The following is a 22,655-nucleotide window of genomic DNA, read 5'->3' as shown; positions in this document are numbered from 1 at the left end:
TTTCGTTGAAGACCATCGCGAGTAAGCTCGCTCCTACAGTTATCCACAACGGTTCAGAAAAGGGCGCAGAAGATGTCCGAACACCGCAAATCGCTACGCATCAAGATCAGTCATGAGAGCTTTGGCGAATACCTTGGCCAGACCCGCAATCTTTCGACCACGGGTGTCTACGTCAAGCATCCGGGCTTGACTGCGTTGCCGAAAGGCACGGTGGTATATGGTCAGGTGCAGGATTTACCCAAAGGCGCGCCGCGTGTGCTCATGGAAGTGGTGCTGGTGGACGCAGAAGGCATTGGCCTGCGCTACCTCTGATCAGTGCGCCTGACGCTCAAGTTTCTTCAGAAACACCGTCATCTCCTTCTCCGCCTGCTTGTCGCCGTGAACACGGGCGGCTTCCAGACCCTGTTCCCACGCCTGACGCGCGGCCGGATAGTCAGCCAGTGCCAGATGCGCCTTGCCCAGCAGTTTCCAGGCCGCCGAATACTTCGGATCGAACTCGACGCAACGCTGGAAATGCTCGGCGGCCTTGGTGTTATCCCCAAGATCCAGATAACCCTTACCCAGGCCGAAGCGCAGCAATGAGTTATCCACACCCTTGGCGAGCATTTTTTCCAGGGATTCGATCATGGTGGATTCCTTATCAAAGTTGTTCAGGGACAGCTCTGTGTTCTTGAGATCGCTTTCGCGGGCAAGTCGAATCGTCGCACCGCCGCTCCCACAGGTTCTCGGCCGTGCACAAATCTTATGCTCACTGGATTAACTGTGGGAGCGGGCTTGCCCGCGTAGAGGCCAGTCTGATCACCGAAAAATCCGGATCAGAAGAAGCTGAGTCCCACATGAAACAGCTTCTCCACATCCCGTATATGCTTCTTATCCACAAGGAACAGAATCACATGGTCGCCGGCCGCGATCACCGTGTCATCGTGGGCAATGATTACTTCTTCATCACGAATGATCGCCCCAATCGTGGTACCCGGTGGCAAACCGATATTCTCGATGGCCTTGCCAATCACCTTGCTCGACTTCGAATCACCATGGGCAATCGCCTCGATGGCCTCCGCCGCGCCACGGCGCAGTGAGTGCACGCTGACGATATCGCCGCGCCGTACGTGAGCCAGCAAGGTGCCGATGGTCGCCAGTTGCGGGCTGATGGCGATGTCGATGTCGCCGCCCTGGATCAGGTCAACGTACGCCGGGTTGTTGATGATGGTCATCACCTTCTTCGCGCCCAGGCGCTTGGCCAGCAGCGACGACATGATGTTGGCTTCGTCGTCGTTGGTCAGGGCGAGGAAGATATCGGCGTCGGCGATGTTCTCTTCCATCAGCAAGTCGCGGTCCGAGGCGCTGCCCTGCAACACCACGGTGCTGTCGAGGGTGTCCGAGAGATGGCGGCAGCGGGCCGGGTTCATCTCGATGATCTTCACCTGATAGCGGCTTTCGATGGCCTCGGCCAGGCGCTCGCCGATCTGCCCGCCACCGGCGATAACGATGCGCTTGTAGCTCTCGTCAAGACGGCGCATTTCGCTCATCACGGCGCGAATATTCGCCTTGGCGGCGATGAAAAACACTTCATCGTCGGCCTCGATCACCGTATCGCCCTGAGGCAGGATCGGCCGGTCACGTCGGAAAATCGCGGCAACGCGGGTTTCGACGTTCGGCATGTGTTCGCGCAACTGGCGCAGTTGCTGGCCCACCAGCGGTCCGCCGTAGTACGCCTTCACCGCCACCAGTTGCGCTTTGCCTTCGGCGAAGTCGATCACTTGCAACGCCCCCGGATGCTGGATCAGGCGCTTGATGTAGTTGGTGACCACTTGTTCCGGGCTGATCAGCACATCCACGGGAATCGCTTCGTTATCGAACAGCTCGGAGCGCGTCAGGTACGCCGCTTCGCGGACTCGGGCGATTTTCGTCGGTGTGTGGAACAGGGTGTGGGCGACCTGACAGGCGACCATGTTGGTTTCATCACTGTTGGTCACCGCCACCAGCATGTCGGCATCGTCCGCGCCGGCCTGACGCAGCACCGTCGGCAGCGAGCCGCGGCCCTGCACGGTGCGGATGTCGAGCCGATCGCCGAGGTCGCGCAGGCGTTCGCCGTCAGTGTCGACCACGGTGATGTCGTTGGCCTCGCTGGCCAAGTGTTCCGCCAGCGAACCGCCGACCTGCCCTGCGCCGAGGATGATGATTTTCATCCAGTCACTCCCTTGAAATCCGGTTAACCGCGCGCTGCGGCGATCTTGATCAGCTTGGCGTAGTAGAACCCGTCGTGGCCGCCTTCCTGAGCCAGCAACTGGCGACCGTGGGGCTGCTTGATGCCCGCCGTCGTGGCGAGGTCCAGTTCACGAGCGCCCGGCGTGCGGGCGAGGAAGGCTTCGATGACTTCGGTGTTCTCGGTCGGCAGCGTTGAGCACGTGGCGTACAGCAGGATTCCGCCGACTTCCAGAGTTATCCACATGGCGTCGAGCAATTCGCCCTGAAGGACCGCCAGCGCAACGATGTCATCCGGTTGCCGAGTCAACTTGATGTCCGGGTGACGACGAATCACACCAGTGGCCGAGCACGGCGCGTCGAGCAGGATGCGTTGAAACGGCTTTCCATCCCACCAGGTGGCAGTGTCACGGCCGTCGGCGGCGATCAGTTCGGCGCTCAGGCCCAGGCGTGCGAGGTTTTCCCGTACGCGCACCAGACGCTTGGCTTCCAGATCCACGGCGACGACGCCGGCCAGTGCAGGTTCGGCTTCAAGGATGTGGCAAGTCTTGCCGCCCGGCGCGCAGCACGCGTCGAGCACCCGTTGGCCCGGCGCCAGATCGAGCAGATCAGCGGCCAGTTGCGCCGCTTCGTCCTGCACGCTGATCCAGCCTTCTGCGAAGCCCGGCAAGCTGCGCACGTCGGCAGCGGCGTCGAGAATGATGCCGTCCTGGCTGTAGACACACGGCGTGGCGGCGATGCCCGCCTCGGTCAGCAGCCCCAAGTAGGCATCGCGAGTGTGATGACGACGGTTGACCCGCAGAATCATCGGTGGATGCGCGTTGTTCGCCGCGCAAATGGCTTCCCACTGCTCAGGCCAGAAGGCCTTCAGGGATTTTTGCAGCCAGCGCGGGTGCGCCGTGCGGACCACCGGGTCATGTTCCAGCTCGGCCAGCAGCGCTTCGCTTTCACGCTGGGCGCGGCGCAACACGGCGTTGAGCAAGGCTTTGGCCCACGGTTTTTTCAGCTTCTCGGCGCAACCGACGGTCTCGCCGATGGCGGCATGGGCCGGAACGCGGGTGTAAAGCAGTTGGTAGAGGCCGACCAGCAACAGCGCCTCGACATCGGCGTCCGCAGCCTTGAATGGTTTCTGCAGCAACTTGGCCGCCAGGGCCGACAAACGCGGTTGCCAGCGAGCCGTGCCGAACGCCAGGTCCTGAGTGAAGCCGCGATCGCGGTCTTCAACCTTGTCCATTTGTGTCGGCAGCGAACTGTTGAGTGAGGCTTTTCCGTTAAGGACTGCAGCAAGTGCCTTGGCGGCGGCCAGACGTGGATTCATTGAGCGTCCGCCGTTTGACCGAGGACGGTGCCGACGGCAAATTTCTCACGACGGCTGTTGAACAAATCGCTGAAGTTCAGCGCTTTGCCGCCGGGCAATTGCAGACGAGTCAGACACAGCGCTTGCTCACCGCAGGCGACGATCAAGCCGTCCTTGCTGGCGCTGAGGATTTCCCCTGGCGCGCCTTTACCTTCGGAGAGGCTCGCGGCCAGCACTTTCAGGGCTTCGCCGTTCAGCGTGCTGTGGGTGATCGGCCATGGGTTGAAGGCACGAACCAGACGTTCCAGCTCAATGGCCGGGCGGTTCCAGTCGATGCGCGCTTCGTCCTTGTTCAGTTTGTGTGCGTATGTGGCGAGACTATCGTCCTGCACTTCACCTTCCAGCGTGCCGACGGCGAGGCCGGCGATGGCTTGAATCACGGCGGGTGGACCGATTTCCGCCAGACGGTCATGGAGACTGCCGCCGGTGTCTTCAGCGCTGATCGGTGTAGTGACTTTCAGCAGCATCGGCCCGGTGTCGAGGCCCAGTTCCATGCGCATCACGGTGACACCGCTTTCGCTGTCGCCGGCTTCGACGGCACGCTGGATCGGCGCCGCACCGCGCCAGCGTGGCAGCAACGACGCGTGGCTGTTGATGCAGCCCAGGCGCGGGATATCGAGCACCACTTGCGGCAGGATCAGGCCATAGGCGACTACCACCAGCAAATCCGGCTTCAGCGCGGCCAGTTCAGCCTGAGCGTCTTCGTTGCGCAGGGTTGGCGGTTGCAAGACCGGGATGTTGTTTTCCAGTGCCAACTGCTTGACCGGGCTCGGCATCAACTTTTGCCCGCGGCCCGCCGGACGGTCCGGCTGGGTGTAGACCGCGACGATCTCGTAAGGGCTGTCGAGCAGGGCCTTGAGGTGTTCGGCGGCGAATTCCGGGGTGCCGGCAAAGACGATGCGCAGTGGCTCAGTCATGGGAGCAATCTCTGAAAAGAAAAAGGCTTGCCGCAGCAAGCCTTTGAAAGGAGGGCATCAAGCGTTCTGGCGATGGAGCTTTTCCAGTTTCTTCTTGATTCGGTCGCGTTTGAGGCTGGACAGGTAGTCGACGAACAATTTGCCGTTGAGGTGGTCGCATTCGTGCTGGATGCACACGGCGAGCAGGCCTTCGGCGATCAGTTCGTAGGGTTGGCCGTCGCGGTCCAGGGCCTTGACCTTGACCTTCTGCGGGCGATCGACGTTTTCGTAGAAGCCCGGCACCGAGAGGCAGCCTTCCTGGTATTGCTCCATCTCGTCGGTCAGGGGCTCGAACTCGGGGTTGATGAACACGCGCGGTTCGCTGCGGTCTTCGGAGAGGTCCATCACGACGATACGTTTGTGCACGTTGACCTGGGTCGCGGCGAGGCCGATGCCTGGCGCTTCATACATTGTTTCAAACATATCATCGACCAACTGGCGCACTTCGTCGTCCACTACGGCCACTGGTTTGGCGATAGTGCGCAGGCGCGAGTCGGGAAATTCGAGGATGTCTAAAATGGCCATAAGCTTATTTGCTGCACGTGTGAAGTAAAGTCGGGTCGATGGCCTGGCAGGTCCGGAGATGCAGGCTACCGTTGTGAAGCGTAGCTTCCTTTTCTTTTCAGTAAAGAGTCGGGAGCGAGCCACGAGGGCTCAGGCGTTTCACGCGAACGCACATAATAAAGGGATTCACCGCATGAGGAAATCACTACTCGCCCTGCTCCTTCTGGCTTCGGCCGGTTTCGCGCACGGGCAAGTGCAACTCAGGGAAGGTTTTCCACAGCAATACACGGTTGTCGCAGGCGACACACTCTGGGACATCTCCGGAAAATTCCTCCGTGAACCGTGGAAATGGCCTGAGCTCTGGCAGGCCAATCCGCAGATCCAGAACCCCAATCTCATCTACCCCGGCGATGTGCTGTCGCTGGTCTACGTCAATGGCCAGCCGCGTCTGACCCTCAATCGCGGGGTATCCCGGGGCACTATCAAGCTCTCGCCACGGGTGCGCAGCTCGCCGGTGGCGGACGCCATCCCGAGTATTCCACTGCGAGCGATCAACAGCTTCCTGTTGAGCAACCGCATCGTCGACAAGGTGGAGGATTTCGACAGGGCGCCTTACATCGTCGCGGGCGATGCCGAACGGGTGCTCAGTGGCACCGGTGACCGCATCTTCGCCCGTGGCCAATTCGACGCCAACCAGCCGGTTTACGGCATCTTCCGCCAAGGCAAGGTCTACACCGATCCCTACAGCAAAGAGTTTTTGGGGATCAACGCGGACGACGTCGGCGGCGGCGAAATTGTCGCCACTGAAGGCGATGTCGCCACCCTCGCCCTGCAGCGCACGACTCAGGAAGTACGTCTTGGCGACCGTTTGTTCAGCAGTGAAGAGCGATCAATCAACTCGACCTTCATGCCCAGTGCGCCAACGACCGACATCAACGGGCTGATCATCGACGTGCCGCGCGGGGTTACCCAAATTGGCGCGATGGACGTCGTCACGCTGAACAAGGGACATCGCGACGGTCTGGCCGAAGGCAACGTGCTGGTGGTGATGAAAACCGGCGAAACCGTGCGTGACCGGATCACCGGCCAACCGCTGAAGATTCCGGATGAACGCGCCGGTTTGCTGATGGTTTTTCGCACCTACGACAAGCTCAGTTACGGGCTGGTACTCAACGCATCGCGTTCGTTGGCGGTGATGGACAAGGTGCGAAATCCTTAGCCTGCTCCACAAGTTACCAACAGAGTTATCCACAGCTTATTCCCGTTTGAACGGGGTTTATAACGATCAAGGATGATCCATGTCGCTGTCTGCTGTTACACCCGTTTCCCCGGCGGAACTGGAAGCCCGTTTACGCCTGCATCGTTTACCGGAGCTCGGCCCTGCCCGTTTCAAAAAGTTGCTTGAGGCCTTTGGCTCGGCGTCCAAAGCCATCAGCGCGCCGGCCAGTGCCTGGCGTGCATTGGGCCTGCCGATCGCTTGCTCGGAGGCCAGGCGCTCAAGTGAAATTCGCGATGGCGCCAGCCACGCGTTGGCCTGGCTAGAGCGTCCGGGCCAGCATTTACTGATGTGGGACCAGCCTGAGTATCCGGCATTGCTGGCGGAAATCAGTGATGCGCCACCGCTGTTATTCGCGGAGGGCGATCCGGGCATTCTGGAAAACCCGCAGCTGGCAATGGTCGGCAGTCGTCGCGCCTCGCGGCCCGGTATGGACACCGCTGCTGCGTTTTCCCGGAGTCTGGCCAGCGCCGGTTTTGTCATCACCAGCGGTCTGGCGCTAGGCATCGATGCCGCCGCGCATCAAGCCGCTTTGGACGTTGGCGGGCGAACGGTCGGTGTACTTGGCACGGGACTTGAAAAATTTTATCCACAGCGCAACCGGAGGCTGGCGGACGCCATGATTGCGTCGGGCAGTGTGGTGCTTTCCGAGTTCCCGCTGGACGCGGGGCCCACCGCCAGCAACTTTCCCCGGCGCAACCGGATCATCAGCGGTTTGTCCCTCGGCGTGCTGGTGGTGGAGGCCAGTGTCGCCAGTGGTTCATTGATCACCGCGAGGCTGGCGGCGGAGCAAGGTCGCGAGGTGTATGCGATTCCGGGGTCGATTCATCATCCCGGTGCCAAGGGCTGTCATCAGCTGATTCGCGACGGCGCGATGCTGGTGGAAACTATTGAACATATCCTTGAAGCCTTGCGCGGTTGGCAACAGTTGCCGTTGTCGATGGAGACGCCGACCGTGACTCATCCCCTGCTCATGCTGCTGCATGCGGCGCCGCACACCAGTGAAACGTTGTCCGTCTCCAGCGGCTGGGCTCTGCCCAAAGTGCTGGCGGCATTGACGGAACTGGAAATGGAGGGCCGGGCGGTCTGCGAAAGCGGGCGCTGGTTTGCGCGGGTGAGCTAGGTTTTATAAGGAAGATCGGTAAACTGCGCAGAGCCTTATTCCGGAGAGTTTTTCATGGTCAACAGTTGGCGTGTGCAACAAGCCGCGCAAGCCATTCGCGCAGGGGCGGTGATTGCCTATCCAACCGAGGCGGTCTGGGGCCTGGGTTGCGACCCGTGGGACGAAGCAGCGGTAGAACGTCTGCTGCTGCTCAAGGGCCGGTCGGTGGACAAGGGCCTGATTCTGGTCGCCGACAACATTCGCCAGTTCGATTTTCTCTTCGAAGACTTCCCTGAACTGTGGATGGATCGCATGGCCAGCACCTGGCCGGGGCCGAATACCTGGCTGGTGCCGCATCAGAATCTGCTGCCGCAGTGGATCACCGGTGTGCACGAGACGGTGGCGTTACGGGTCAGCGATCACCCGTTGGTGCGGGATTTGTGCGCAGTGGTCGGGCCGCTGGTTTCGACGTCGGCCAACCCGCAGGGACGGCCGGCGGCGCGGACGCGGATTCGCGTGGAGCAGTATTTCCGTGGGCAGGTTGATTTGATCCTGGGCGGCAACCTCGGCGGGCGCAAGAATCCGAGCGTGATTCGGGATCTGGCGACCGGTAATGTCATCCGCCCGGATTGAGACCGAGTCATCGTTCTTCGCGAGCAAGCCCGCTCCCACATTAGATCTTATGCGAACGCAGATTTTGTGTTCGACAACGATCAAATGTGGGAGCGGGCTTGCTCGCGAAGAGGCCCTCAAGGCAACAAAACAGTCGAGCCAGTGGTACGCCGCGCCGACAACTCGGTCTGCGCCTTCGCCGCTTCAGCCAGTGGATACTTCTGGCTGATATCCACCTTCAACTTCCCGCTGATGATCATCTCAAACAGCTCATCCGCCATCCGCTGCAGGTTCTCGGCGTTGTTGGCGTAAGTCGCCAGCGTCGGCCGGGTGACGTACAACGAGCCTTTCGCCGACAAAATCCCCAGGTTCACCCCGTCCACTGCACCCGACGCATTGCCGAAACTTACCACCAGGCCCCGAGGTGCCGCGCTATCCAGCGACGTCAGCCAGGTATCCTTGCCAACGCCGTCGTACACCACCGGGACTTTCTTCCCGTCAGTCAATTCCAGTACCCGTTGTGCGACGTTTTCATGGCTGTAGTCGATGGTCGCCCACGCACCGTTGGCCTTTGCCAGCGCGGCTTTCTCCGGCGAGCTGACCGTGCCGATCAACTTCACGCCCAACGCCTTGGCCCATTGGCAGGCCAGGGAACCGACACCGCCGGCAGCGGCGTGAAACAGAATGGTTTCGCCACCCTTGAGTTCATAGGTCTGACGCAGCAGGTACTGCACGGTCAGGCCCTTGAGCATCACCCCGGCCGCTTGTTCGAAGCTGATGGCGTCCGGCAGATGCACCAGATTGGCCTCCGGCAACACGTGAACTTCACTGTAAGCGCCCAACGGGCCGCTGCCGTAAGCCACGCGGTCGCCGACCTTGAAGCGGGTGACTTCACTGCCCACCGCCTCGACGATGCCCGCACCTTCAGCGCCCAGGCCCGACGGCAAGGCTGGCGGCGGATAGAGGCCGCTGCGGAAATAGGTGTCGATGAAGTTCAGGCCAATGACCTTGTTGGTCACGCGGACTTGCTGCGGGCCGGGCTCGGCGGGCTGGTAATCCACATACTCGAGCACTTCGGGGCCGCCATGGGCGCGAAACTGGATACGCTTTGCCATCAGAACTCTCCTTAGGTCTTAGCTACTGGAGTTGTAGCGCCAAGCTCGCTATCGGACTCCTAAGCTTGATCTTCGTCAACTGCGGCAGGCCCACCTGCGATGTTATGCTACGCGCCCATTTGCGCCGGCCCCCTGCTCCAATGGAGCGCCGCGTAGTTTTGCCCGATTCAAGGTGATGACATGACGACCCGCACCGAGGCCGTAAAAGCCTACCTGCTCGACCTGCAAGACCGCATTTGCGCCGCCCTGGAAACCGAAGACGGCGGCACGCAGTTCGTCGAAGACGCCTGGACCCGGCCTGCCGGCGGTGGCGGTCGCACGCGAGTGATCGAGAACGGTGCTGTCATCGAAAAGGGCGGCGTCAACTTTTCCCACGTCTTCGGTAGCGGTCTCCCACCGTCCGCCAGCGCCCATCGACCGGAACTGGCTGGGCGTGGTTTCGAGGCCTTGGGCGTGTCGTTGGTGATTCATCCGCACAACCCGCATGTGCCGACTTCCCACGCCAACGTGCGCTTTTTCATCGCTGAAAAAGAAGGTGAAGAGCCGGTCTGGTGGTTCGGCGGCGGCTTCGACCTGACTCCGTATTACGGCAATGAAGAAGACTGCGTGCACTGGCACCGTGTCGCCGAGCAGGCCTGCGCGCCGTTCGGTCCGGACGTCTACTCGCGTTACAAAGCCTGGTGCGACAGCTACTTCCACATCAAGCATCGTCACGAACCGCGCGGCATTGGCGGACTGTTCTTCGATGATTTAAACGAGTGGGATTTCGACACCAGCTTCGCCTTCATGCGCGCCATCGGTGATGCCTACATCGACGCTTACTTGCCAATCGTACAGCGTCGCAAGAATGATGCGTTCACCGCCAAACAGCGCGAATTCCAGGAGTTCCGCCGTGGCCGTTACGTCGAGTTCAACCTGGTTTATGACCGTGGCACGCTGTTCGGACTGCAATCGGGCGGGCGTACCGAGTCGATCCTCATGTCACTGCCGCCACAAGTTCGCTGGAGCTATGACTGGAAAGCCAAACCGGGCAGCGAAGAAGCGCGCCTGACCGAGTACTTCCTGCAAGATCGCGATTGGTTGGCCAAGGCCTGAACGAGGAATCCTGATGGACCGTTACGTCGTATTCGGTAACCCGATTGGCCACAGCAAGTCGCCGCTGATTCATCGTTTGTTTGCCGAGCAAACCGCTCAGCAACTCGACTACAGCACTTCGCTGGCGCCGCTCGACGACTTTTCCGACTTCGCCCGGGCGTTTTTCCTTGAAGGTCGCGGGGCGAATGTGACGGTGCCGTTCAAGGAAGAGGCGTTCCGTCTGGCGCACAGTTTGACGGCGCGAGCGCAGCGGGCCGGCGCGGTGAATACCCTGAGCAAACTCGCCGATGGCACGTTGCTGGGCGACAACACCGATGGCGCCGGGCTAGTGCGCGACCTGACGGTCAACGCCGGTTTCAGCCTCAAGGGCAAACGCATTCTTCTGCTGGGTGCCGGCGGTGCTGTGCGCGGTGCGCTGGAGCCACTGTTGGCGGAACAGCCGGCCTCGGTGATCATCGCCAATCGCACGGTGGAAAAAGCCGAGTTGCTGGCGGAGTTGTTCGCTGATCTGGGGCCGGTGTCCGCCAGTGGTTTCGATTGGCTGCAGGAGTCGGTGGACCTGATCATCAACGCGACGTCCGCCAGCCTGACAGGAGATGTACCGCCGATTGCCGGCAGCCTGATCGAATCGGGCAAGACCGTTTGCTACGACATGATGTACGGCAAGGAGCCGACCTCGTTCTGCCGTTGGGCTACGGAGCACGGCGCGGCAGTGTCGATGGATGGACTGGGGATGCTCGCTGAACAAGCGGCAGAAGCCTTCTTCCTGTGGCGCGGCGTGCGCCCGGACACCGCGCCGGTGCTGGCCGAACTTCGTCGCCAACTGGCCTCATAACCTCCTGTAGGAGCGAGCTCGCTCGCGAAAAACCCAAGAACGCCGCTGGGTATCTGGTTTTACGCATTAGCGTTCACGACCATCGCGAGCAAGCTCGCTCCTACAGGTTTGGTGTCAATCTTCGAATCGTATCGGGCATTTCTCCGCCCCTTCCAGTTTCCTCAATTCCTCCACCACCGGCGCCCGCGCGCCGCGCAAGGTCAGGCTGCGATCCTGCTTGCGCAGCCGTCGCGCTTCCTGGTGCAGCATTTCCACACCCGAATAGTCGATGAAGTTGATGTGCTGCGCCTCGATCACCACGCGCGCGCCGTGCATCCGCTGCAGACGCACCTGCAGGTAATGGCTGGCGCCGAAGAAGATTGAACCGCCGACCCGGAGGATGTCTTCATCGCCGTCGCGCCAATGCTGCACGCGCGGTTGTGAAGTGCGCTTGAGGTAGAAGAATAGCGACGCCAAAACACCGGCATAGATCGCCGTCTGCAACTCCAGCAACAGCGTGGCGACGCAGGTCAGCGCCATCACCACGAACTCGGCGCGGCTGACCCGCAGCAACGCGCGAATGCCGCGATGGTCCACCAATCCCCAGGCGATCAACAGAATGCTGCCGGCCATGGCCGGGATCGGAATATGCGCAATCAGATGGGCACCGAAGATCGCGAACAGCGCCACCCACAACGCCGAAAAAACGCCCGCCAGCGGCGAGCAGGCACCCGCTTCGTAGCTCAGTCCCGAGCGTGTGAAGGATCCGGCTGACAGCGAACCGGAAAAAAACGCACCGACAATGTTCGAAAAGCCCTGGGCGCGGACTTCCTGATTCGCATCGAGCAACTGCTGCGAGCGAGCCGACAAGGAACGGGCAATCGACAGACTCGTCACCAGCCCGAGCATCCCGACCGCCACGGCACTGGGCAGCAGGCGCAAAATCATGTCCAGATCCAGCGGCAACGGACTGAAGGGCGGCAGGCGCCCGACAAATGCGCTGACCAGACTCACATGGCCAAACATCGATGGCCAAAGCCACACCAGCAATCCGCTCAGGACCAGGGTGATCAACAGGGTTGGCCAGCGCGGCAGCAGCAGTTTCAGCACGATTCCGACCGCGACAGTCGCCAGGCCCAGCGCCAGAGAGGGTTGGTCTACCTCGCCGAGATGTTGGAACAAGATCGTAAAGCTGCCCAGTGCTGTCGCCTGATTGGGCAAGTCCAGCCCCAGCAGGTTGGGCATTTGACCGATGGCAATTACCACCGCTGCTCCGAGAGTGAACCCGAGCACCACCGAGTGAGAGACGAAATTCACCAGGGCGCCGAATCGCAGCAAACCCAGCAGCCACTGGAAAATGCCGGCGAGGAGCGTCAGAAGCAGGATCAGCGTGATGTAGTCCTTGGACGCGGGAACGGCCAGAGGACTGACGCTGGCGTACAGGACGATTGAAATGGCCGCCGTAGGACCGCAGATCAGATGCCACGACGAACCCCAGAGGCAGGCGATCAGCACCGGGATGATTGCGGCGTACAAGCCGTATTCCGGTGGGAGACCGGCGATCAGCGCGTAGGCAATGGATTGCGGCAACGCGAGAATGGCGCCGCTGAGACCGACAATCAAATCACGACCGACGCTGGCGCGGGTCTGCCGGGGCAACCAACGGAGGAAAGGGAAGAGTGAATGGCGGCTGGGAAGGGCCATGGGGCCTCTCGGGTGGAAATTTGCGCAAGGGTATCAGCACGACGCGATCATTGTGGCGAGGGGATTCATCCCCGTTCGGCTGCGCAGCAGTCGTTTCGATTGCCGGTGTTTAGGGCCGCTTCGCAGCCCAACGGGGATGAATCCCCTCGCCACAAGTTGGTGAACTGTATTAAAGGTCCGGGAAGTTAGAGTTTGGCTTTCACCGCCGGCAACGCATCCTTCCCGTCCGCGGTCTTCACACCCTCCAACCACTTATCCAGCACCGCCGGATTTGCCTTGATCCACGCCTTGGCCGCGTCCGCATTGCTGACCTTCTTGTTCACCACATCCGCCATGATGCTGTTCTCCATCTCCTGGGTGAAACTCAGGTTGGTGAGCAGCTTGCCAACATTCGGGCAAGCCTCGGCGTATCCCTTGCGGGTCAGGGTATGAACGCTGCCGGTGTCGCCGAAATATTTCTCGCCACCTTTCAGGTAATGCATTTTCAGCTGCACGTTCATCGGGTGTGGCGTCCAGCCGAGGAAGGTCACGAACTTCTGCTTCTTCACGGCGCGAGACACTTCGGCCAGCATCGCCTGCTCGCTGGACTCGACCAGTTTCCACTGGCCCATGTCGAAGTCGTTCTTCTTGATGATCTCTTGCAGCGAAATGTTCGCCGGGGCGCCGGAGCCGATGCCGTAGATCTTTTTGTCGAACTTGTCGGCGAATTTGTTCAGGTCGGCGAAGTTATGCACACCCGCGTCCCACACGTAATCCGGAACGGCCAGGGTGAATTCGGTGCCATCGAGGTTCTTCGCCAGTTGCGTGACGTCGCCAGTGGCCACGAATTTGTCGTAGAAGCCCTGTTGAGCCGGCATCCAGTTACCCAGGAACACGTCGACCTGGCCATCCTTCAAACCGCCTAAGGTAATCGGCACCGCGAGGGTGTCGACCTTGGCCTTGTAGCCCATGCCGTCCAGCAGAAACCCGGTGATGGCGTTGGTCGCGGCGATGTCGCTCCAGCCAGGATCGGCCATTTTCACCGTCTCGCAGCTCTGATCGGCATACGCCGACGCACTGCCCAGGGCTAGCAGCCCGACCGTCAGTACTGTGGATAACTTTTGCATGGACTTCCCCTTCACATTATTGGTTTTGGCAGGGTTGTGGATAACGTGCTTTGCGCTCCAGGTCGTCGAGGTCGATGTGGTTGCGCATGTATTGCTGACTGGCGTCCACCAGCGGCTGGTGATCCCAGCTCTTCAGCTTGCCGATGGTCAGCGCGTCGGCGACAAATCGCCGACGACGCTGGCTCGCGAGCACCTGGTGGTGTATCGCCGGGATGTTCCATTTGGCCCGGGCTTCGGCAAGAAATTCGTCGAACAGGGGGCGATGTTGCGGCGAATGGCTGAGTTCTTCCTGCTCCCGCGGGTCGTTGTGTACGTCGAAGAGTAGGCACGGGTCGTCTTCGCTGTAGATGAATTTGTACGCGCCGCGACGAATCATCATCAACGGGCTGATGGTGCCTTCGGCCATGTATTCGCCGAAGACTTCGTCGTGACCGCCCTGCCCTTGCAAGTGCGAAACCAGCGAGCGGCCGTCCAGTGGCAGGCCCGGCTCCAGCGAGCCGCCGGCCAACTCGACGAAAGTCGGCAGCAGGTCGGCAGTGGAAACCGCTGCACTGACCCGTCCTGTGCCGAACTGCCCCGGAGCACTTATCAACAGGGGGACGCGTGCGGCCATTTCGAACCAGTGCATTTTGTACCAGAGCCCGCGCTCGCCGAGCATGTCGCCGTGGTCGCCGGAGAAGACGATGATGGTGTCTTCGATCAGGCCAGTTTCTTCGAGTGTTTGCAGGAGTTTGCCGACGTTGCTGTCGATATAGCTGCACGCTCCAAAGTACGCGCGGCGCGCATCGCGGATCTTATCCACAGGCAGCGGCTTGTTCCATAGGTCGTAAACTTTGAGCAAACGCTGGGAGTGTGGATCGAGTTCGGTTTGCGACGGAGTTTGGGGCAACGGGATGTCAGCATCGTCATACATATCCCAAAAAGCCTTGGGAATCGTGTACGGATCGTGTGGGTGAGTCATCGACACCGTCAGGCAGAACGGCTGGTCGCCATCCTCACGGATGTGGTCGAACAGATATTGCTGGGCCTTGAACACCACCTCTTCGTCGAAATCCAGCTGATTGGTGCGCACGCACGGCCCGGCTTGCAGCACCGACGACATGTTGTGATACCAGGTCGGACGGACATCCGGTTCGTCCCAGTTCACCGCCCAGCCGTAATCGGCCGGGTAAATGTCACTGGTCAGGCGTTCTTCGTAACCGTGGAGCTGGTCCGGGCCGCAGAAGTGCATCTTGCCGGACAGTGCGGTGCGGTAGCCGAGGCGACGCAGGTAGTGGGCGTAGGTCGGCACATCGGCAGGGAAATCGGCCGCGTTGTCATAAGCGCCGATCTTGCTCGGCAACTGACCGCTGACCAGGGTAAAACGCGATGGCGCGCAAAGTGGGCTGTTGCAATAAGCAGCGTCGAACACCACGCCTTCGGCGGCGAGGCGGCTGAGATTCGGTAGTTTGATAGGCGAAGGGCCGTAGAACGGCAACATTGGCGCGGCCATCTGATCGGCCATGATGAAAAGAATATTCTTGCGCTTCATGTGATCGCGGCATTCCATAGTGGATATTTATGCGAGAGTGCTGCGATCGAGCATGGAGTCCATGTACTTTATGGTAAAGCCCATGCCAGGCAATGACTAGGATAAGCACAGCTTATGTATGACGCTCTGGGTGATTTGTCCCTTGATCTGCTCCGTGCCTTCGAAGCGGCGGCGCGCCAGCGCAGCTTCACTGCGGCGGCGGTTGAACTCGGCACCACGCAACCGGCGATCAGTCAGCAGATCAAGCGGCTGGAAGATCAGCTCGCCACACGGTTGTTCGATCGCATTTATCGCGGCATTGAATTGACTGAGTTCGGGACGATTCTTTTCGAGCAGGTTCAACTCGGTTTGCAGAATATCGACGCAGGGTTGAGCGCAATCAGCGCACAACATCAGCATGAAGTGTTGCAAGTCGCCACCGATTTTGCCTTCGCCGCCTATTGGCTGATGCCCCGTCTGCACCGCTTTCACGCCGCCAATCCGCAAGTGGACGTCAGCCTGGTCACCAGCGAACGCAGCCTCAACATGCTGCGCACCGACATTGATGTGGCGGTGCTGTTTGGCGACGGGCGTTTTAAGCAGGGCGAAAGCCATTGGCTGTTCAGCGAAGAAGTGTTTCCGGTGTGCAGTCCGCTGCTGGTGAAGGACCGTCCCCTGCCCTTGCCTGCACAGTCGCTGCTGGAATTTCCGCTGCTGCACTTGCGCGGCGAAAACAGCAGCAACTGGTTCGACTGGAGCGGCGTGTTTCGCGAGTTGGGGATCACGTCGGCGCCAGCGCCCGGGCAATTGCGTTTCGACAATTACACCTTGTTGATTCAAGCGGCGATTGGCGGTCAGGGTGTGGCGATTGGCTGGCGGCACCTTGTGGATAACTTGCTCGCGCAAGGTTTGTTGTGTCGACCGATTGCTGACACGGTGATGTCCCGGCTGGGTTATTACGTGGTCTTGCCCCAACGCAAACGGCGCGGGGCATTGATTCAACAGTTTGTGGATTGGTTGATGGCCGAGCAGGCCAGCAGTGCGCAATCGCTTAATGGCCTGCCTTTGCCCTCGATTGCGGTGTGAAAGCAAAAGGATCGCAGCCTTCGGCAGCTCCTACCCTGGAATGCGTTCCTCTGTAGGAGCTGCCGAAGGCTGCGATCTTTTTACTGTTCCGAAGTTGCGACGAAATTCACGTGTTCGCCAACGTGAAGGTTAAAGTGCAGTTCATCGGCAATCCCCGTCGCGACGCGGCTCAACCGCTGAAGCGGTTCGGCCAGCCCCGGTTCCAGGCTGCTGCTGACTTGACTGAAATGCTCGATCGTCAGCCCCGCGCCGCCGCGAGGCGCATTGACCATCGTCCAGTGCAACGCGCTGCTTTGCAGGGCCTCGCGGATTTCTTCGGCGGCGTGGCGTTCCAGTTGATCTTCAATCTCCGGATCGTCCAGCACTTCGAAATCGCCCACCAGAAACAATCTGGCAATGCCCGCAGCCTGCATGCCGTCTATCAGCGCATCGACGGCCAGTACTTGTTCGACCGGGCCCGGCACGATGGTTTTTTCCACGTGCTCGCTGTTGAACGGCAACCCCGGTGCGTCCAATAGACAGATGACCGCCGAGCAACCCGCCACGCTTTGCTTTACTCGCTCGGCGTCAAACAGATCACCGGTCTTGGCGCGCAGACCGGGGCGCGGCGCCAGCGCCGTCAGGTCGTCGAGAATCGCGATCACTTCATGTTGGCGCCGCAGCATTTCAGCCATCAGCGCACTGCCCAGGCTACTCATGGCACCATACAGCACCACTTTTACCACCGGGGTTTCGGCATTTTTCATGGCTGAGCTCCACACTTTCCTGCGTATATGGCGTTTGACCTGTGGGAAGCGGTGAGGGTTCGACCGGGAGTTAGAGGGATTCAAATGCAACGGATCAAGGGCTATCACGCCCATGTGTATTTCGACGCCACCGGCATTGATCAGGCGCGCACGTTGTGTGAGCAAGCGGCGCACCTGTTCCCGCTGAAAATGGGCCGCGTACACGAACGCCCGGTGGGGCCGCACCCGGACTGGAGCTGCCAGTTGGCGTTCGGCCCCGAACTCATCGGCGACGTGTTGCCGTGGCTGGCACTCAACCGCAAGGGTTTGGTGGTGTTCCTGCACCCGGACACCGGCGACGATCTGCTCGACCACACCGAACATGCGATCTGGATGGGCGCAATTCGGCCACTGGATCTGTCTATCTTTTGATCACAGGGTTTCTTCGGCTTCACCCGGCAGGTGCTCGTCCAGGTGCAGCCACGGCAGACGGCTGTCCGTCCAGATGTGCCGCTCGGCCGGGGCCTGCTCGGGATGATCGAGGGTGGCGATGGTCACGTCGATGCTCTGCGGACTGAGGTGTGTCACCAGCGCGAGTTGCGCCCCACAGTTTGGGCAGAAATATCGTACGCAACTGGATGACGACGCGTACTGCGCCGGTGTGCCTTTCAGCCATTCAAAGGTCGATGCGGGCACGGTGATCCAGGTGGTCACGATCCCGCCGCTGACCCGGCGGCAAATCGAGCAGTGACAGTGGGCGATGTCGTGCAGCGGACCTTTGAATTGATAGCGAAGATGTCCGCAGTGGCAGCCGCCTGTGTGAATGTTGGCCATGCTGTTTCCTCCTGATGCGTATGTACCGACGCCTTCGCGAGCAAGTCGAATCGTCGCACCGCCGCTCCCACATTAGATCTTCAGTGAATACAGAATTTGTGTGCGACCGAGTTTGAATGTGGGAGCGGCGGTGCGACGATTCGACTTGCTCGCGAAGGGCTCAACCCGGTCTACCTCCCTGCCCCAGTCCGACGGTCGGTCACACATCCGGTCAATGCTTTCATCGTCGAAAGCTGGGTGAAAGCTTCCCCGATTAGGATCGCCCCCACTGCCGGCAACAGACCGGTGGCCAATGCCAGTGTTTTATCGCTCGCACGGCCCATTTAACAACAACAATGGTGACCCTGATGTCCTTTGCTACCCGCCGCTTCGCTACAACTCCGTCCGTACGCCTCGTGCTTCCCGTTCTGCGCTGACCCACCCGGTTCGCCCATTCCCTAGCCGCGCTACGCCTGGAGTATTCCCATGCTGACTTTCCTTGGCTTCGCCATGGTCATCACGTTCATGTTCCTGATCATGACCAAGCGCCTTTCCGCGCTGATCGCCCTGATCATCATCCCGATCGTCTTCGCCCTGTTCGGCGGTTTTGCGCCGAAGATCGGCCCGATGATGCTCGAAGGCATCACCAAGCTTGCGCCGACCGGCGTGATGCTGATGTTTGCCATTCTCTACTTCGCCCTGATGATCGATTCCGGCCTGTTCGACCCGGCCGTGCGCAAGATCCTCAAACTGGTCAAGGGCGACCCGTTGAAAGTGTCGGTCGGCACCGCCGTGCTGGCGCTTGTCGTTTCCCTCGATGGTGACGGTGCGACCACTTACATGATCTGCGTGGCCGCCATGCTGCCGCTCTACAGTCGCATCGGCATGAGCCCGCGGATCATGGCCGGCCTGATCATCCTCGCCGGTGGCGTGATGAACATGACCCCATGGGGCGGCCCGACCGCCCGTGCGGCCAGTGCGTTGCACGTGGACCCTTCGGCCATCTTCGTACCGATGATTCCGGCGATGGCTGCCGGTGTCCTGGCCATCCTGGCCATCGCTTACTTCTACGGCAAACGTGAGCGTGCGCGTCTGGGTGAACTGCATCTGGTCGGTGATGAAATCGACCACAGCGAAATCAGCGTTTCGCAGTTCCCGGATGCCCGTCGCCCGAATCTGATCTGGTTCAACGGCGCCCTGACGTTCGCACTGATGTGCACCCTGATCGCCGGCCTGTTGCCGATGCCGGTGCTGTTCATGGTGGCGTTCAGTATTGCAATGATCGTCAACTATCCTTGCCTGCAACAGCAGAAGGATCGCGTCGCGGCTCACGCCGGTAGCGTGCTGGCGGTGGTCGGTTTGATCTTCGCGGCGGGCATCTTCACCGGTATCCTGTCGGGCACCGGCATGGTCGATGCGATGTCGAAGAGCCTGTTGGCGGTCATCCCGGATTTCCTCGGCCCGTACCTGGCCGTGATCACCGCGCTGGTGAGCATGCCGTTCACGTTCTTCATGTCGAACGATGCTTTTTATTACGGCGTGTTACCAGTACTTGCCGAAGCCGCCAGTCATTACGGTATAACCGCGGTTGAAATGGCACGTGCCTCGATCGTCGGTCAGCCCGTCCACTTGCTGAGCCCGCTGGTACCATCGACCTATTTGTTGGTGGCCCTGGCCGGTATCGACTTCGGTGACCATCAGCGCTTTACCCTGAAGTGGGCAGTGCTGGTGTGCATGTGCATACTGGTCGCCGCATTGCTGATGGGGATTTTTCCGCTGTTCAGCACTCTATAAGCCCAAGACTCACCACAACGGGTCCAGGCTTTGCTGTTTGAAGCCCGGGCCCGTTCTGGTTTAACACTCGCTCAAAGGAATACACATGGAATGGCTGACCAACCCTGAAATCTGGGTTGCCTTCTTTACCCTGACCGCCCTGGAAATCGTCCTGGGTATCGATAACATCATCATGATTTCGATCCTGGTCAGCCGCATGCCCAAACACATGCAGGCGCGCACCCGAATCTTCGGCCTGGCGCTGGCCATGATCACCCGGATCCTGTTGCTGCTTTCGATCACCTGGGTCATGCGCCTCACCGCAGACCTGTTCGAGCTGTTCGGCCAGGGAATTTCCGGGCGTGACCTGATCCTGTTCTTCGGTGGTCTGTTCCTGCTGTGGAAGAGCTCGCAAGAGATGTACCACGCGCTGGAAGGTGAAGACGAAACCAATGAGGAGCCGGGCGGCAAGGGCGGCAACTTCCTTTACACCATCATCCAGATCGCAATCATCGACATCGTGTTCTCGCTGGACTCGGTAATCACCGCTGTCGGTATGGTTTCCCACGTACCGGTGATGGTCGCGGCGATCGTTGTGGCCGTGCTGGTGATGATGTGGGCTTCCGGCACCATCAGCGAGTTCATCGACAAACACCCGTCGCTGAAGATGCTGGCGCTGTCGTTCCTGCTGTTGGTCGGTACCGTGCTGATTGCTGAATCCTTCGATGCGCACATACCGAAAGGCTACGTCTACTTCGCCATGGCGTTCTCCCTGGCGGTGGAAGCGATCAACATCAAGATGCGTACCGCGATGCTAAAAAAGAAGAAGCAGCAAGATCCGGTGAAACTGCGCAAGGACATTCCGGGGCAGTAAGCCGAATGTAAAAACTGTAGGAGCGAGCTTGCTCGCGATGGACTGGAGGGCGCCGCGTTTATTCTGTAAATATGCGTTTTCGTTAACGACCATCGCGAGCAAGCTCGCTCCTACATGAATCGGGGACCTTCGGGTCCCTTTTTCGTTGTCTGCATCAAGCTGTGTTCATGACAGTTTTGTTTCAATCGGTTCTTTAGCTGTGCAATGCTGGCGCCCAGACCGTTAGCCAACTACAGCTTAAGTACACAACGTAGAAAGTCGCGCGGCACCGTCAACTTGCCCCTCTGGGGCGCTACCACCACAGGGGGCCTGTATGCTCACCCTGCTCAATTTGCTATCTGCCGTGGCCTTGTTGATCTGGGGCACGCACATCGTCCGAACCGGCATTCTTCGGGTCTACGGTTCCAACCTGCGCCATGTGATCGGCCAGAACATGTCCAAGCGCTGGCTGGCGTTCGTCGCCGGGATCGTCGTGACCGCCATGGTCCAGAGCAGCAACGCCACCGCCATGCTCGTCACGTCCTTTGTCGGTCAAGGCCTGATGGCGCTGATGCCGGCGCTGGCGACCATGCTCGGCGCCGATGTGGGTACGGCGCTGATGGCGCGGGTCCTGACGTTCGATTTGTCATGGCTGTCGCCGCTGCTGATTTTCATAGGGGTAATTTTTTTCCTGTCGCGCAAACAGACGCGGCTCGGGCAGATGGGCCGCGTGGCCATCGGTCTGGGACTGATCATTCTGGCGCTGCAACTGATTGTCGAAGCGGCTGCGCCGATCACCCACGCCCAAGGGGTCAAAGTGATTTTCGCCTCGCTGACCGGCGACATCCTGCTCGATGCCCTGGTCGGCGCTCTGTTCGCGATGATTTCCTACTCCAGCCTGGCCGCCGTCCTGCTCACCGCGACGCTGGCCGGTGCCAGTGTCATCAGCTTGCCTGTGGCCATCGGCCTGGTGATCGGCGCCAACATCGGCAGCGGCATTCTGGCGTTCATGAGCACCAGCATGCAGAACGCCGCGGGCCGTCAGGTGGCGCTCGGGAGTCTGCTGTACAAGCTGATCGGCCTGTTGCTGATCGTTCCGGTGCTCGACCCGCTCGTGCACTGGATCGACAGTCTGGATTTCAGCCCACAGGAAATGGTCATCGGCTTCCACCTGCTCTACAACACCACGCGTTGCCTGATCCTGCTGCCAAGCGTCGGGCCGATGGCCAGGCTTTGTGCGTGGGTGCTGCCGGAGCGGCCGGAAATCAACGGCACCGCCAAACCGCGGCACCTTGACCCGACGGCGCTGGTGACTCCCAGCCTGGCGCTGGCCAACGCCGTCCGGGAAACCCTGCGCATCGGCGATCTGATCGACAACATGCTCGTCGCCATGCTCGACGTGCTGCAAGGCAAGCAAACCGCCGTCACCCAGGAAATGCGCCGCCTGACCGATGATGTGGAAGCGCTCTACAGTTCGATCAAGCTCTATCTGGCGCAGATGCCCCGCGAAGACCTCAGCGAGCACGACAGTCGGCGCTGGGCGGAAATCATCGAGTTGGCGATCAACCTCAAACTCGCCAGCGACCTGATTGAACGCATGCTGCGCAAGGTGCAACAGCAGAAAACCTCGCAGCGCCGGTCTTTTTCCGAGGTGGGGCTGGACGAATTGGCGGGGCTGCACAGTCAGCTGATTTCCAATTTGCGTCTGGGATTGTCGGTGTTCCTCAGCGCCGACAAGGAAAGTGCCCGCCAGTTGCTGCGTGAGAAACGTCGCTTTCGCGCGCAGGAACGCCGCCTGGCCCATGCTCATGTCAGCCGGTTGCAACGTAAGATCGTGCAGAGTATCGAGACCAGTTCGCTGCACCTGGAGCTGATCGCCGACATGAAGCGCTTGAATTCGTTGTTCTGCAGCAGTGCGTATGTGGTGCTGGAAACGTCTGACACCGGTGCGCTTGTCGTCGACGATTTGGCTGACATCACGCATTCGCCTTGAACGTCTGGCAGTGTGGTCAGTCAGTAACATTGGTTCAGCCTGAAGGCCTCTTCGCG

The 22,655-nt window shown here is 60.2% G+C and carries 22 protein-coding genes; 11 read left to right on the top strand and 11 right to left on the bottom strand.

What is annotated here, in order from left to right; all coding sequences use genetic code 11:
- The first annotated feature begins 72 nt into the window (after positions 1-72).
- Entirely contained in the window at positions 73-312 is a 240-nt protein-coding gene (locus ACYZTL_RS15455) for a PilZ domain-containing protein (RefSeq protein ID WP_461952521.1), read from the top strand.
- Here the strand turns inward: ACYZTL_RS15455 and ACYZTL_RS15450 are convergent, their stop codons facing one another.
- The 5 genes from ACYZTL_RS15450 to def form a co-directional block, all read right to left on the bottom strand.
- Positions 313-627, bottom strand: coding sequence for a tetratricopeptide repeat protein (locus ACYZTL_RS15450; RefSeq protein WP_461952520.1), 315 nt, complete (start codon positions 625-627; stop codon positions 313-315).
- Between the two features lie 188 nt (positions 628-815).
- Positions 816-2,189: a Trk system potassium transporter TrkA gene (gene trkA / locus ACYZTL_RS15445; RefSeq protein ID WP_461952519.1), complete on the bottom strand. Its 1,374-nt coding sequence runs from the start codon at positions 2,187-2,189 to the stop codon at positions 816-818.
- A gap of 23 nt (positions 2,190-2,212) precedes the next feature.
- Positions 2,213-3,523, bottom strand: a complete 1,311-nt coding sequence (gene rsmB, locus ACYZTL_RS15440) for a 16S rRNA (cytosine(967)-C(5))-methyltransferase RsmB (RefSeq protein WP_461952518.1) — start codon at positions 3,521-3,523, stop codon at positions 2,213-2,215.
- Positions 3,520-4,479 (bottom strand): methionyl-tRNA formyltransferase, encoded by a 960-nt coding sequence (gene fmt / locus ACYZTL_RS15435; RefSeq protein WP_461952517.1) that lies wholly within the window; start codon positions 4,477-4,479, stop codon positions 3,520-3,522. Before fmt ends, rsmB begins: the two co-directional genes overlap by 4 nt.
- A gap of 57 nt (positions 4,480-4,536) precedes the next feature.
- Positions 4,537-5,043 carry a peptide deformylase gene (def, locus tag ACYZTL_RS15430; RefSeq protein WP_461952516.1) on the bottom strand — a complete coding sequence of 169 codons (507 nt, stop codon included), beginning with the start codon at positions 5,041-5,043 and terminating at the stop codon, positions 4,537-4,539.
- A 172-nt stretch (positions 5,044-5,215) separates the two neighbouring features.
- Here def and ACYZTL_RS15425 point away from each other — a divergent pair, with 172 nt between their 5' ends.
- The 3 genes from ACYZTL_RS15425 (at position 5,216) to ACYZTL_RS15415 (ending at position 8,033) form a co-directional block, all read left to right on the top strand.
- The gene (locus ACYZTL_RS15425; protein WP_461952515.1) at positions 5,216-6,241 is read left to right on the top strand and encodes a LysM peptidoglycan-binding domain-containing protein; all 1,026 of its coding nucleotides are present in this window, start codon (positions 5,216-5,218) and stop codon (positions 6,239-6,241) included.
- 79 nt (positions 6,242-6,320) lie between these two features.
- Entirely contained in the window at positions 6,321-7,421 is a 1,101-nt protein-coding gene (dprA, locus tag ACYZTL_RS15420) for a DNA-processing protein DprA (protein ID WP_461952514.1), read from the top strand.
- Positions 7,422-7,475: 54 nt separating this feature from the next.
- Complete coding sequence (locus tag ACYZTL_RS15415; RefSeq protein WP_461952513.1) at positions 7,476-8,033, top strand: L-threonylcarbamoyladenylate synthase; 558 nt, start codon at positions 7,476-7,478, stop codon at positions 8,031-8,033.
- A 116-nt stretch (positions 8,034-8,149) separates the two neighbouring features.
- Here the strand turns inward: ACYZTL_RS15415 and ACYZTL_RS15410 are convergent, their stop codons facing one another.
- The gene (locus tag ACYZTL_RS15410) at positions 8,150-9,127 is read right to left on the bottom strand and encodes an NADPH:quinone reductase (RefSeq protein ID WP_461952512.1); all 978 of its coding nucleotides are present in this window, start codon (positions 9,125-9,127) and stop codon (positions 8,150-8,152) included.
- A gap of 180 nt (positions 9,128-9,307) precedes the next feature.
- On the opposite strand from ACYZTL_RS15410, the gene hemF reads away from it, so the two are divergent.
- Both hemF and aroE read left to right on the top strand, forming a co-directional pair.
- Entirely contained in the window at positions 9,308-10,222 is a 915-nt protein-coding gene (hemF, locus tag ACYZTL_RS15405; protein WP_461952511.1) for an oxygen-dependent coproporphyrinogen oxidase, read from the top strand.
- Positions 10,223-10,235: 13 nt separating this feature from the next.
- Positions 10,236-11,057, top strand: a complete 822-nt coding sequence (gene aroE, locus ACYZTL_RS15400; RefSeq protein ID WP_461952510.1) for a shikimate dehydrogenase — start codon at positions 10,236-10,238, stop codon at positions 11,055-11,057.
- Positions 11,058-11,171: 114 nt separating this feature from the next.
- Here aroE and ACYZTL_RS15395 read toward each other — a convergent pair whose 3' ends face one another.
- From ACYZTL_RS15395 to betC, 3 genes are all read right to left on the bottom strand, one after another.
- Positions 11,172-12,740: a SulP family inorganic anion transporter gene (locus tag ACYZTL_RS15395; protein WP_461952509.1), complete on the bottom strand. Its 1,569-nt coding sequence runs from the start codon at positions 12,738-12,740 to the stop codon at positions 11,172-11,174.
- Between the two features lie 185 nt (positions 12,741-12,925).
- Positions 12,926-13,846 carry a choline ABC transporter substrate-binding protein gene (gene choX / locus ACYZTL_RS15390; RefSeq protein ID WP_461952508.1) on the bottom strand — a complete coding sequence of 307 codons (921 nt, stop codon included), beginning with the start codon at positions 13,844-13,846 and terminating at the stop codon, positions 12,926-12,928.
- A 16-nt stretch (positions 13,847-13,862) separates the two neighbouring features.
- Positions 13,863-15,377 carry a choline-sulfatase gene (betC, locus tag ACYZTL_RS15385; RefSeq protein ID WP_461952507.1) on the bottom strand — a complete coding sequence of 505 codons (1,515 nt, stop codon included), beginning with the start codon at positions 15,375-15,377 and terminating at the stop codon, positions 13,863-13,865.
- Positions 15,378-15,491: 114 nt separating this feature from the next.
- Here betC and ACYZTL_RS15380 point away from each other — a divergent pair, with 114 nt between their 5' ends.
- Entirely contained in the window at positions 15,492-16,442 is a 951-nt protein-coding gene (locus tag ACYZTL_RS15380) for a choline sulfate utilization transcriptional regulator (protein WP_461952506.1), read from the top strand.
- Positions 16,443-16,522: 80 nt separating this feature from the next.
- Here the strand turns inward: ACYZTL_RS15380 and ACYZTL_RS15375 are convergent, their stop codons facing one another.
- Entirely contained in the window at positions 16,523-17,188 is a 666-nt protein-coding gene (locus tag ACYZTL_RS15375; protein WP_461952505.1) for an NAD(P)-dependent oxidoreductase, read from the bottom strand.
- A gap of 84 nt (positions 17,189-17,272) precedes the next feature.
- On the opposite strand from ACYZTL_RS15375, the gene ACYZTL_RS15370 reads away from it, so the two are divergent.
- A complete protein-coding gene (locus tag ACYZTL_RS15370) occupies positions 17,273-17,599 on the top strand; it encodes a DOPA 4,5-dioxygenase family protein (RefSeq protein WP_461952504.1) in 327 nt (108 codons plus the stop codon).
- On the opposite strand, the gene ACYZTL_RS15365 is transcribed toward ACYZTL_RS15370, so the two are convergent.
- Positions 17,600-18,001, bottom strand: coding sequence for a GFA family protein (locus ACYZTL_RS15365; protein WP_461952503.1), 402 nt, complete (start codon positions 17,999-18,001; stop codon positions 17,600-17,602).
- A 465-nt stretch (positions 18,002-18,466) separates the two neighbouring features.
- Between ACYZTL_RS15365 and ACYZTL_RS15360 the strand changes: the two genes are divergently transcribed.
- From ACYZTL_RS15360 to ACYZTL_RS15350, 3 genes are all read left to right on the top strand, one after another.
- Entirely contained in the window at positions 18,467-19,774 is a 1,308-nt protein-coding gene (locus tag ACYZTL_RS15360; RefSeq protein WP_461952502.1) for a CitMHS family transporter, read from the top strand.
- 85 nt (positions 19,775-19,859) lie between these two features.
- Complete coding sequence (locus ACYZTL_RS15355) at positions 19,860-20,627, top strand: TerC family protein (RefSeq protein WP_461952501.1); 768 nt, start codon at positions 19,860-19,862, stop codon at positions 20,625-20,627.
- A 313-nt stretch (positions 20,628-20,940) separates the two neighbouring features.
- Positions 20,941-22,599: a Na/Pi cotransporter family protein gene (locus ACYZTL_RS15350; protein WP_461952500.1), complete on the top strand. Its 1,659-nt coding sequence runs from the start codon at positions 20,941-20,943 to the stop codon at positions 22,597-22,599.
- Positions 22,600-22,655 lie beyond the last annotated feature (56 nt).

The sequence above is a fragment of the Pseudomonas sp. LB3P81 genome, from assembly GCF_054897965.1.
The sequence above is the reverse complement of the archived record's forward strand: the minus strand, read 5'-3'. Positions and strand labels throughout refer to the sequence as shown.

What these genes read in the sequence shown, in the direction of transcription:
- ACYZTL_RS15455 (WP_461952521.1), top strand. Translation starts at nt 73, where the DNA reads ATGTCCGAACACCGCAAATCGCTACGCATCAAGATCAGTCATGAGAGC.
- dprA (WP_461952514.1), top strand. Translation starts at nt 6,321, where the DNA reads ATGTCGCTGTCTGCTGTTACACCCGTTTCCCCGGCGGAACTGGAAGCC.
- ACYZTL_RS15380 (WP_461952506.1), top strand. Translation starts at nt 15,492, where the DNA reads ATGTATGACGCTCTGGGTGATTTGTCCCTTGATCTGCTCCGTGCCTTC.
- ACYZTL_RS15370 (WP_461952504.1), top strand. Translation starts at nt 17,273, where the DNA reads ATGCAACGGATCAAGGGCTATCACGCCCATGTGTATTTCGACGCCACC.
- ACYZTL_RS15450 (WP_461952520.1), bottom strand. Translation starts at nt 627, where the DNA reads ATGATCGAATCCCTGGAAAAAATGCTCGCCAAGGGTGTGGATAACTCA.
- ACYZTL_RS15375 (WP_461952505.1), bottom strand. Translation starts at nt 17,188, where the DNA reads ATGAAAAATGCCGAAACCCCGGTGGTAAAAGTGGTGCTGTATGGTGCC.
- ACYZTL_RS15410 (WP_461952512.1), bottom strand. Translation starts at nt 9,127, where the DNA reads ATGGCAAAGCGTATCCAGTTTCGCGCCCATGGCGGCCCCGAAGTGCTC.
- ACYZTL_RS15395 (WP_461952509.1), bottom strand. Translation starts at nt 12,740, where the DNA reads ATGGCCCTTCCCAGCCGCCATTCACTCTTCCCTTTCCTCCGTTGGTTG.
- rsmB (WP_461952518.1), bottom strand. Translation starts at nt 3,523, where the DNA reads ATGAATCCACGTCTGGCCGCCGCCAAGGCACTTGCTGCAGTCCTTAAC.
- ACYZTL_RS15415 (WP_461952513.1), top strand. Translation starts at nt 7,476, where the DNA reads ATGGTCAACAGTTGGCGTGTGCAACAAGCCGCGCAAGCCATTCGCGCA.
- ACYZTL_RS15350 (WP_461952500.1), top strand. Translation starts at nt 20,941, where the DNA reads ATGCTCACCCTGCTCAATTTGCTATCTGCCGTGGCCTTGTTGATCTGG.
- ACYZTL_RS15360 (WP_461952502.1), top strand. Translation starts at nt 18,467, where the DNA reads ATGCTGACTTTCCTTGGCTTCGCCATGGTCATCACGTTCATGTTCCTG.
- def (WP_461952516.1), bottom strand. Translation starts at nt 5,043, where the DNA reads ATGGCCATTTTAGACATCCTCGAATTTCCCGACTCGCGCCTGCGCACT.
- betC (WP_461952507.1), bottom strand. Translation starts at nt 15,377, where the DNA reads ATGAAGCGCAAGAATATTCTTTTCATCATGGCCGATCAGATGGCCGCG.
- hemF (WP_461952511.1), top strand. Translation starts at nt 9,308, where the DNA reads ATGACGACCCGCACCGAGGCCGTAAAAGCCTACCTGCTCGACCTGCAA.
- trkA (WP_461952519.1), bottom strand. Translation starts at nt 2,189, where the DNA reads ATGAAAATCATCATCCTCGGCGCAGGGCAGGTCGGCGGTTCGCTGGCG.
- ACYZTL_RS15425 (WP_461952515.1), top strand. Translation starts at nt 5,216, where the DNA reads ATGAGGAAATCACTACTCGCCCTGCTCCTTCTGGCTTCGGCCGGTTTC.
- aroE (WP_461952510.1), top strand. Translation starts at nt 10,236, where the DNA reads ATGGACCGTTACGTCGTATTCGGTAACCCGATTGGCCACAGCAAGTCG.
- choX (WP_461952508.1), bottom strand. Translation starts at nt 13,846, where the DNA reads ATGCAAAAGTTATCCACAGTACTGACGGTCGGGCTGCTAGCCCTGGGC.
- ACYZTL_RS15365 (WP_461952503.1), bottom strand. Translation starts at nt 18,001, where the DNA reads ATGGCCAACATTCACACAGGCGGCTGCCACTGCGGACATCTTCGCTAT.
- fmt (WP_461952517.1), bottom strand. Translation starts at nt 4,479, where the DNA reads ATGACTGAGCCACTGCGCATCGTCTTTGCCGGCACCCCGGAATTCGCC.
- ACYZTL_RS15355 (WP_461952501.1), top strand. Translation starts at nt 19,860, where the DNA reads ATGGAATGGCTGACCAACCCTGAAATCTGGGTTGCCTTCTTTACCCTG.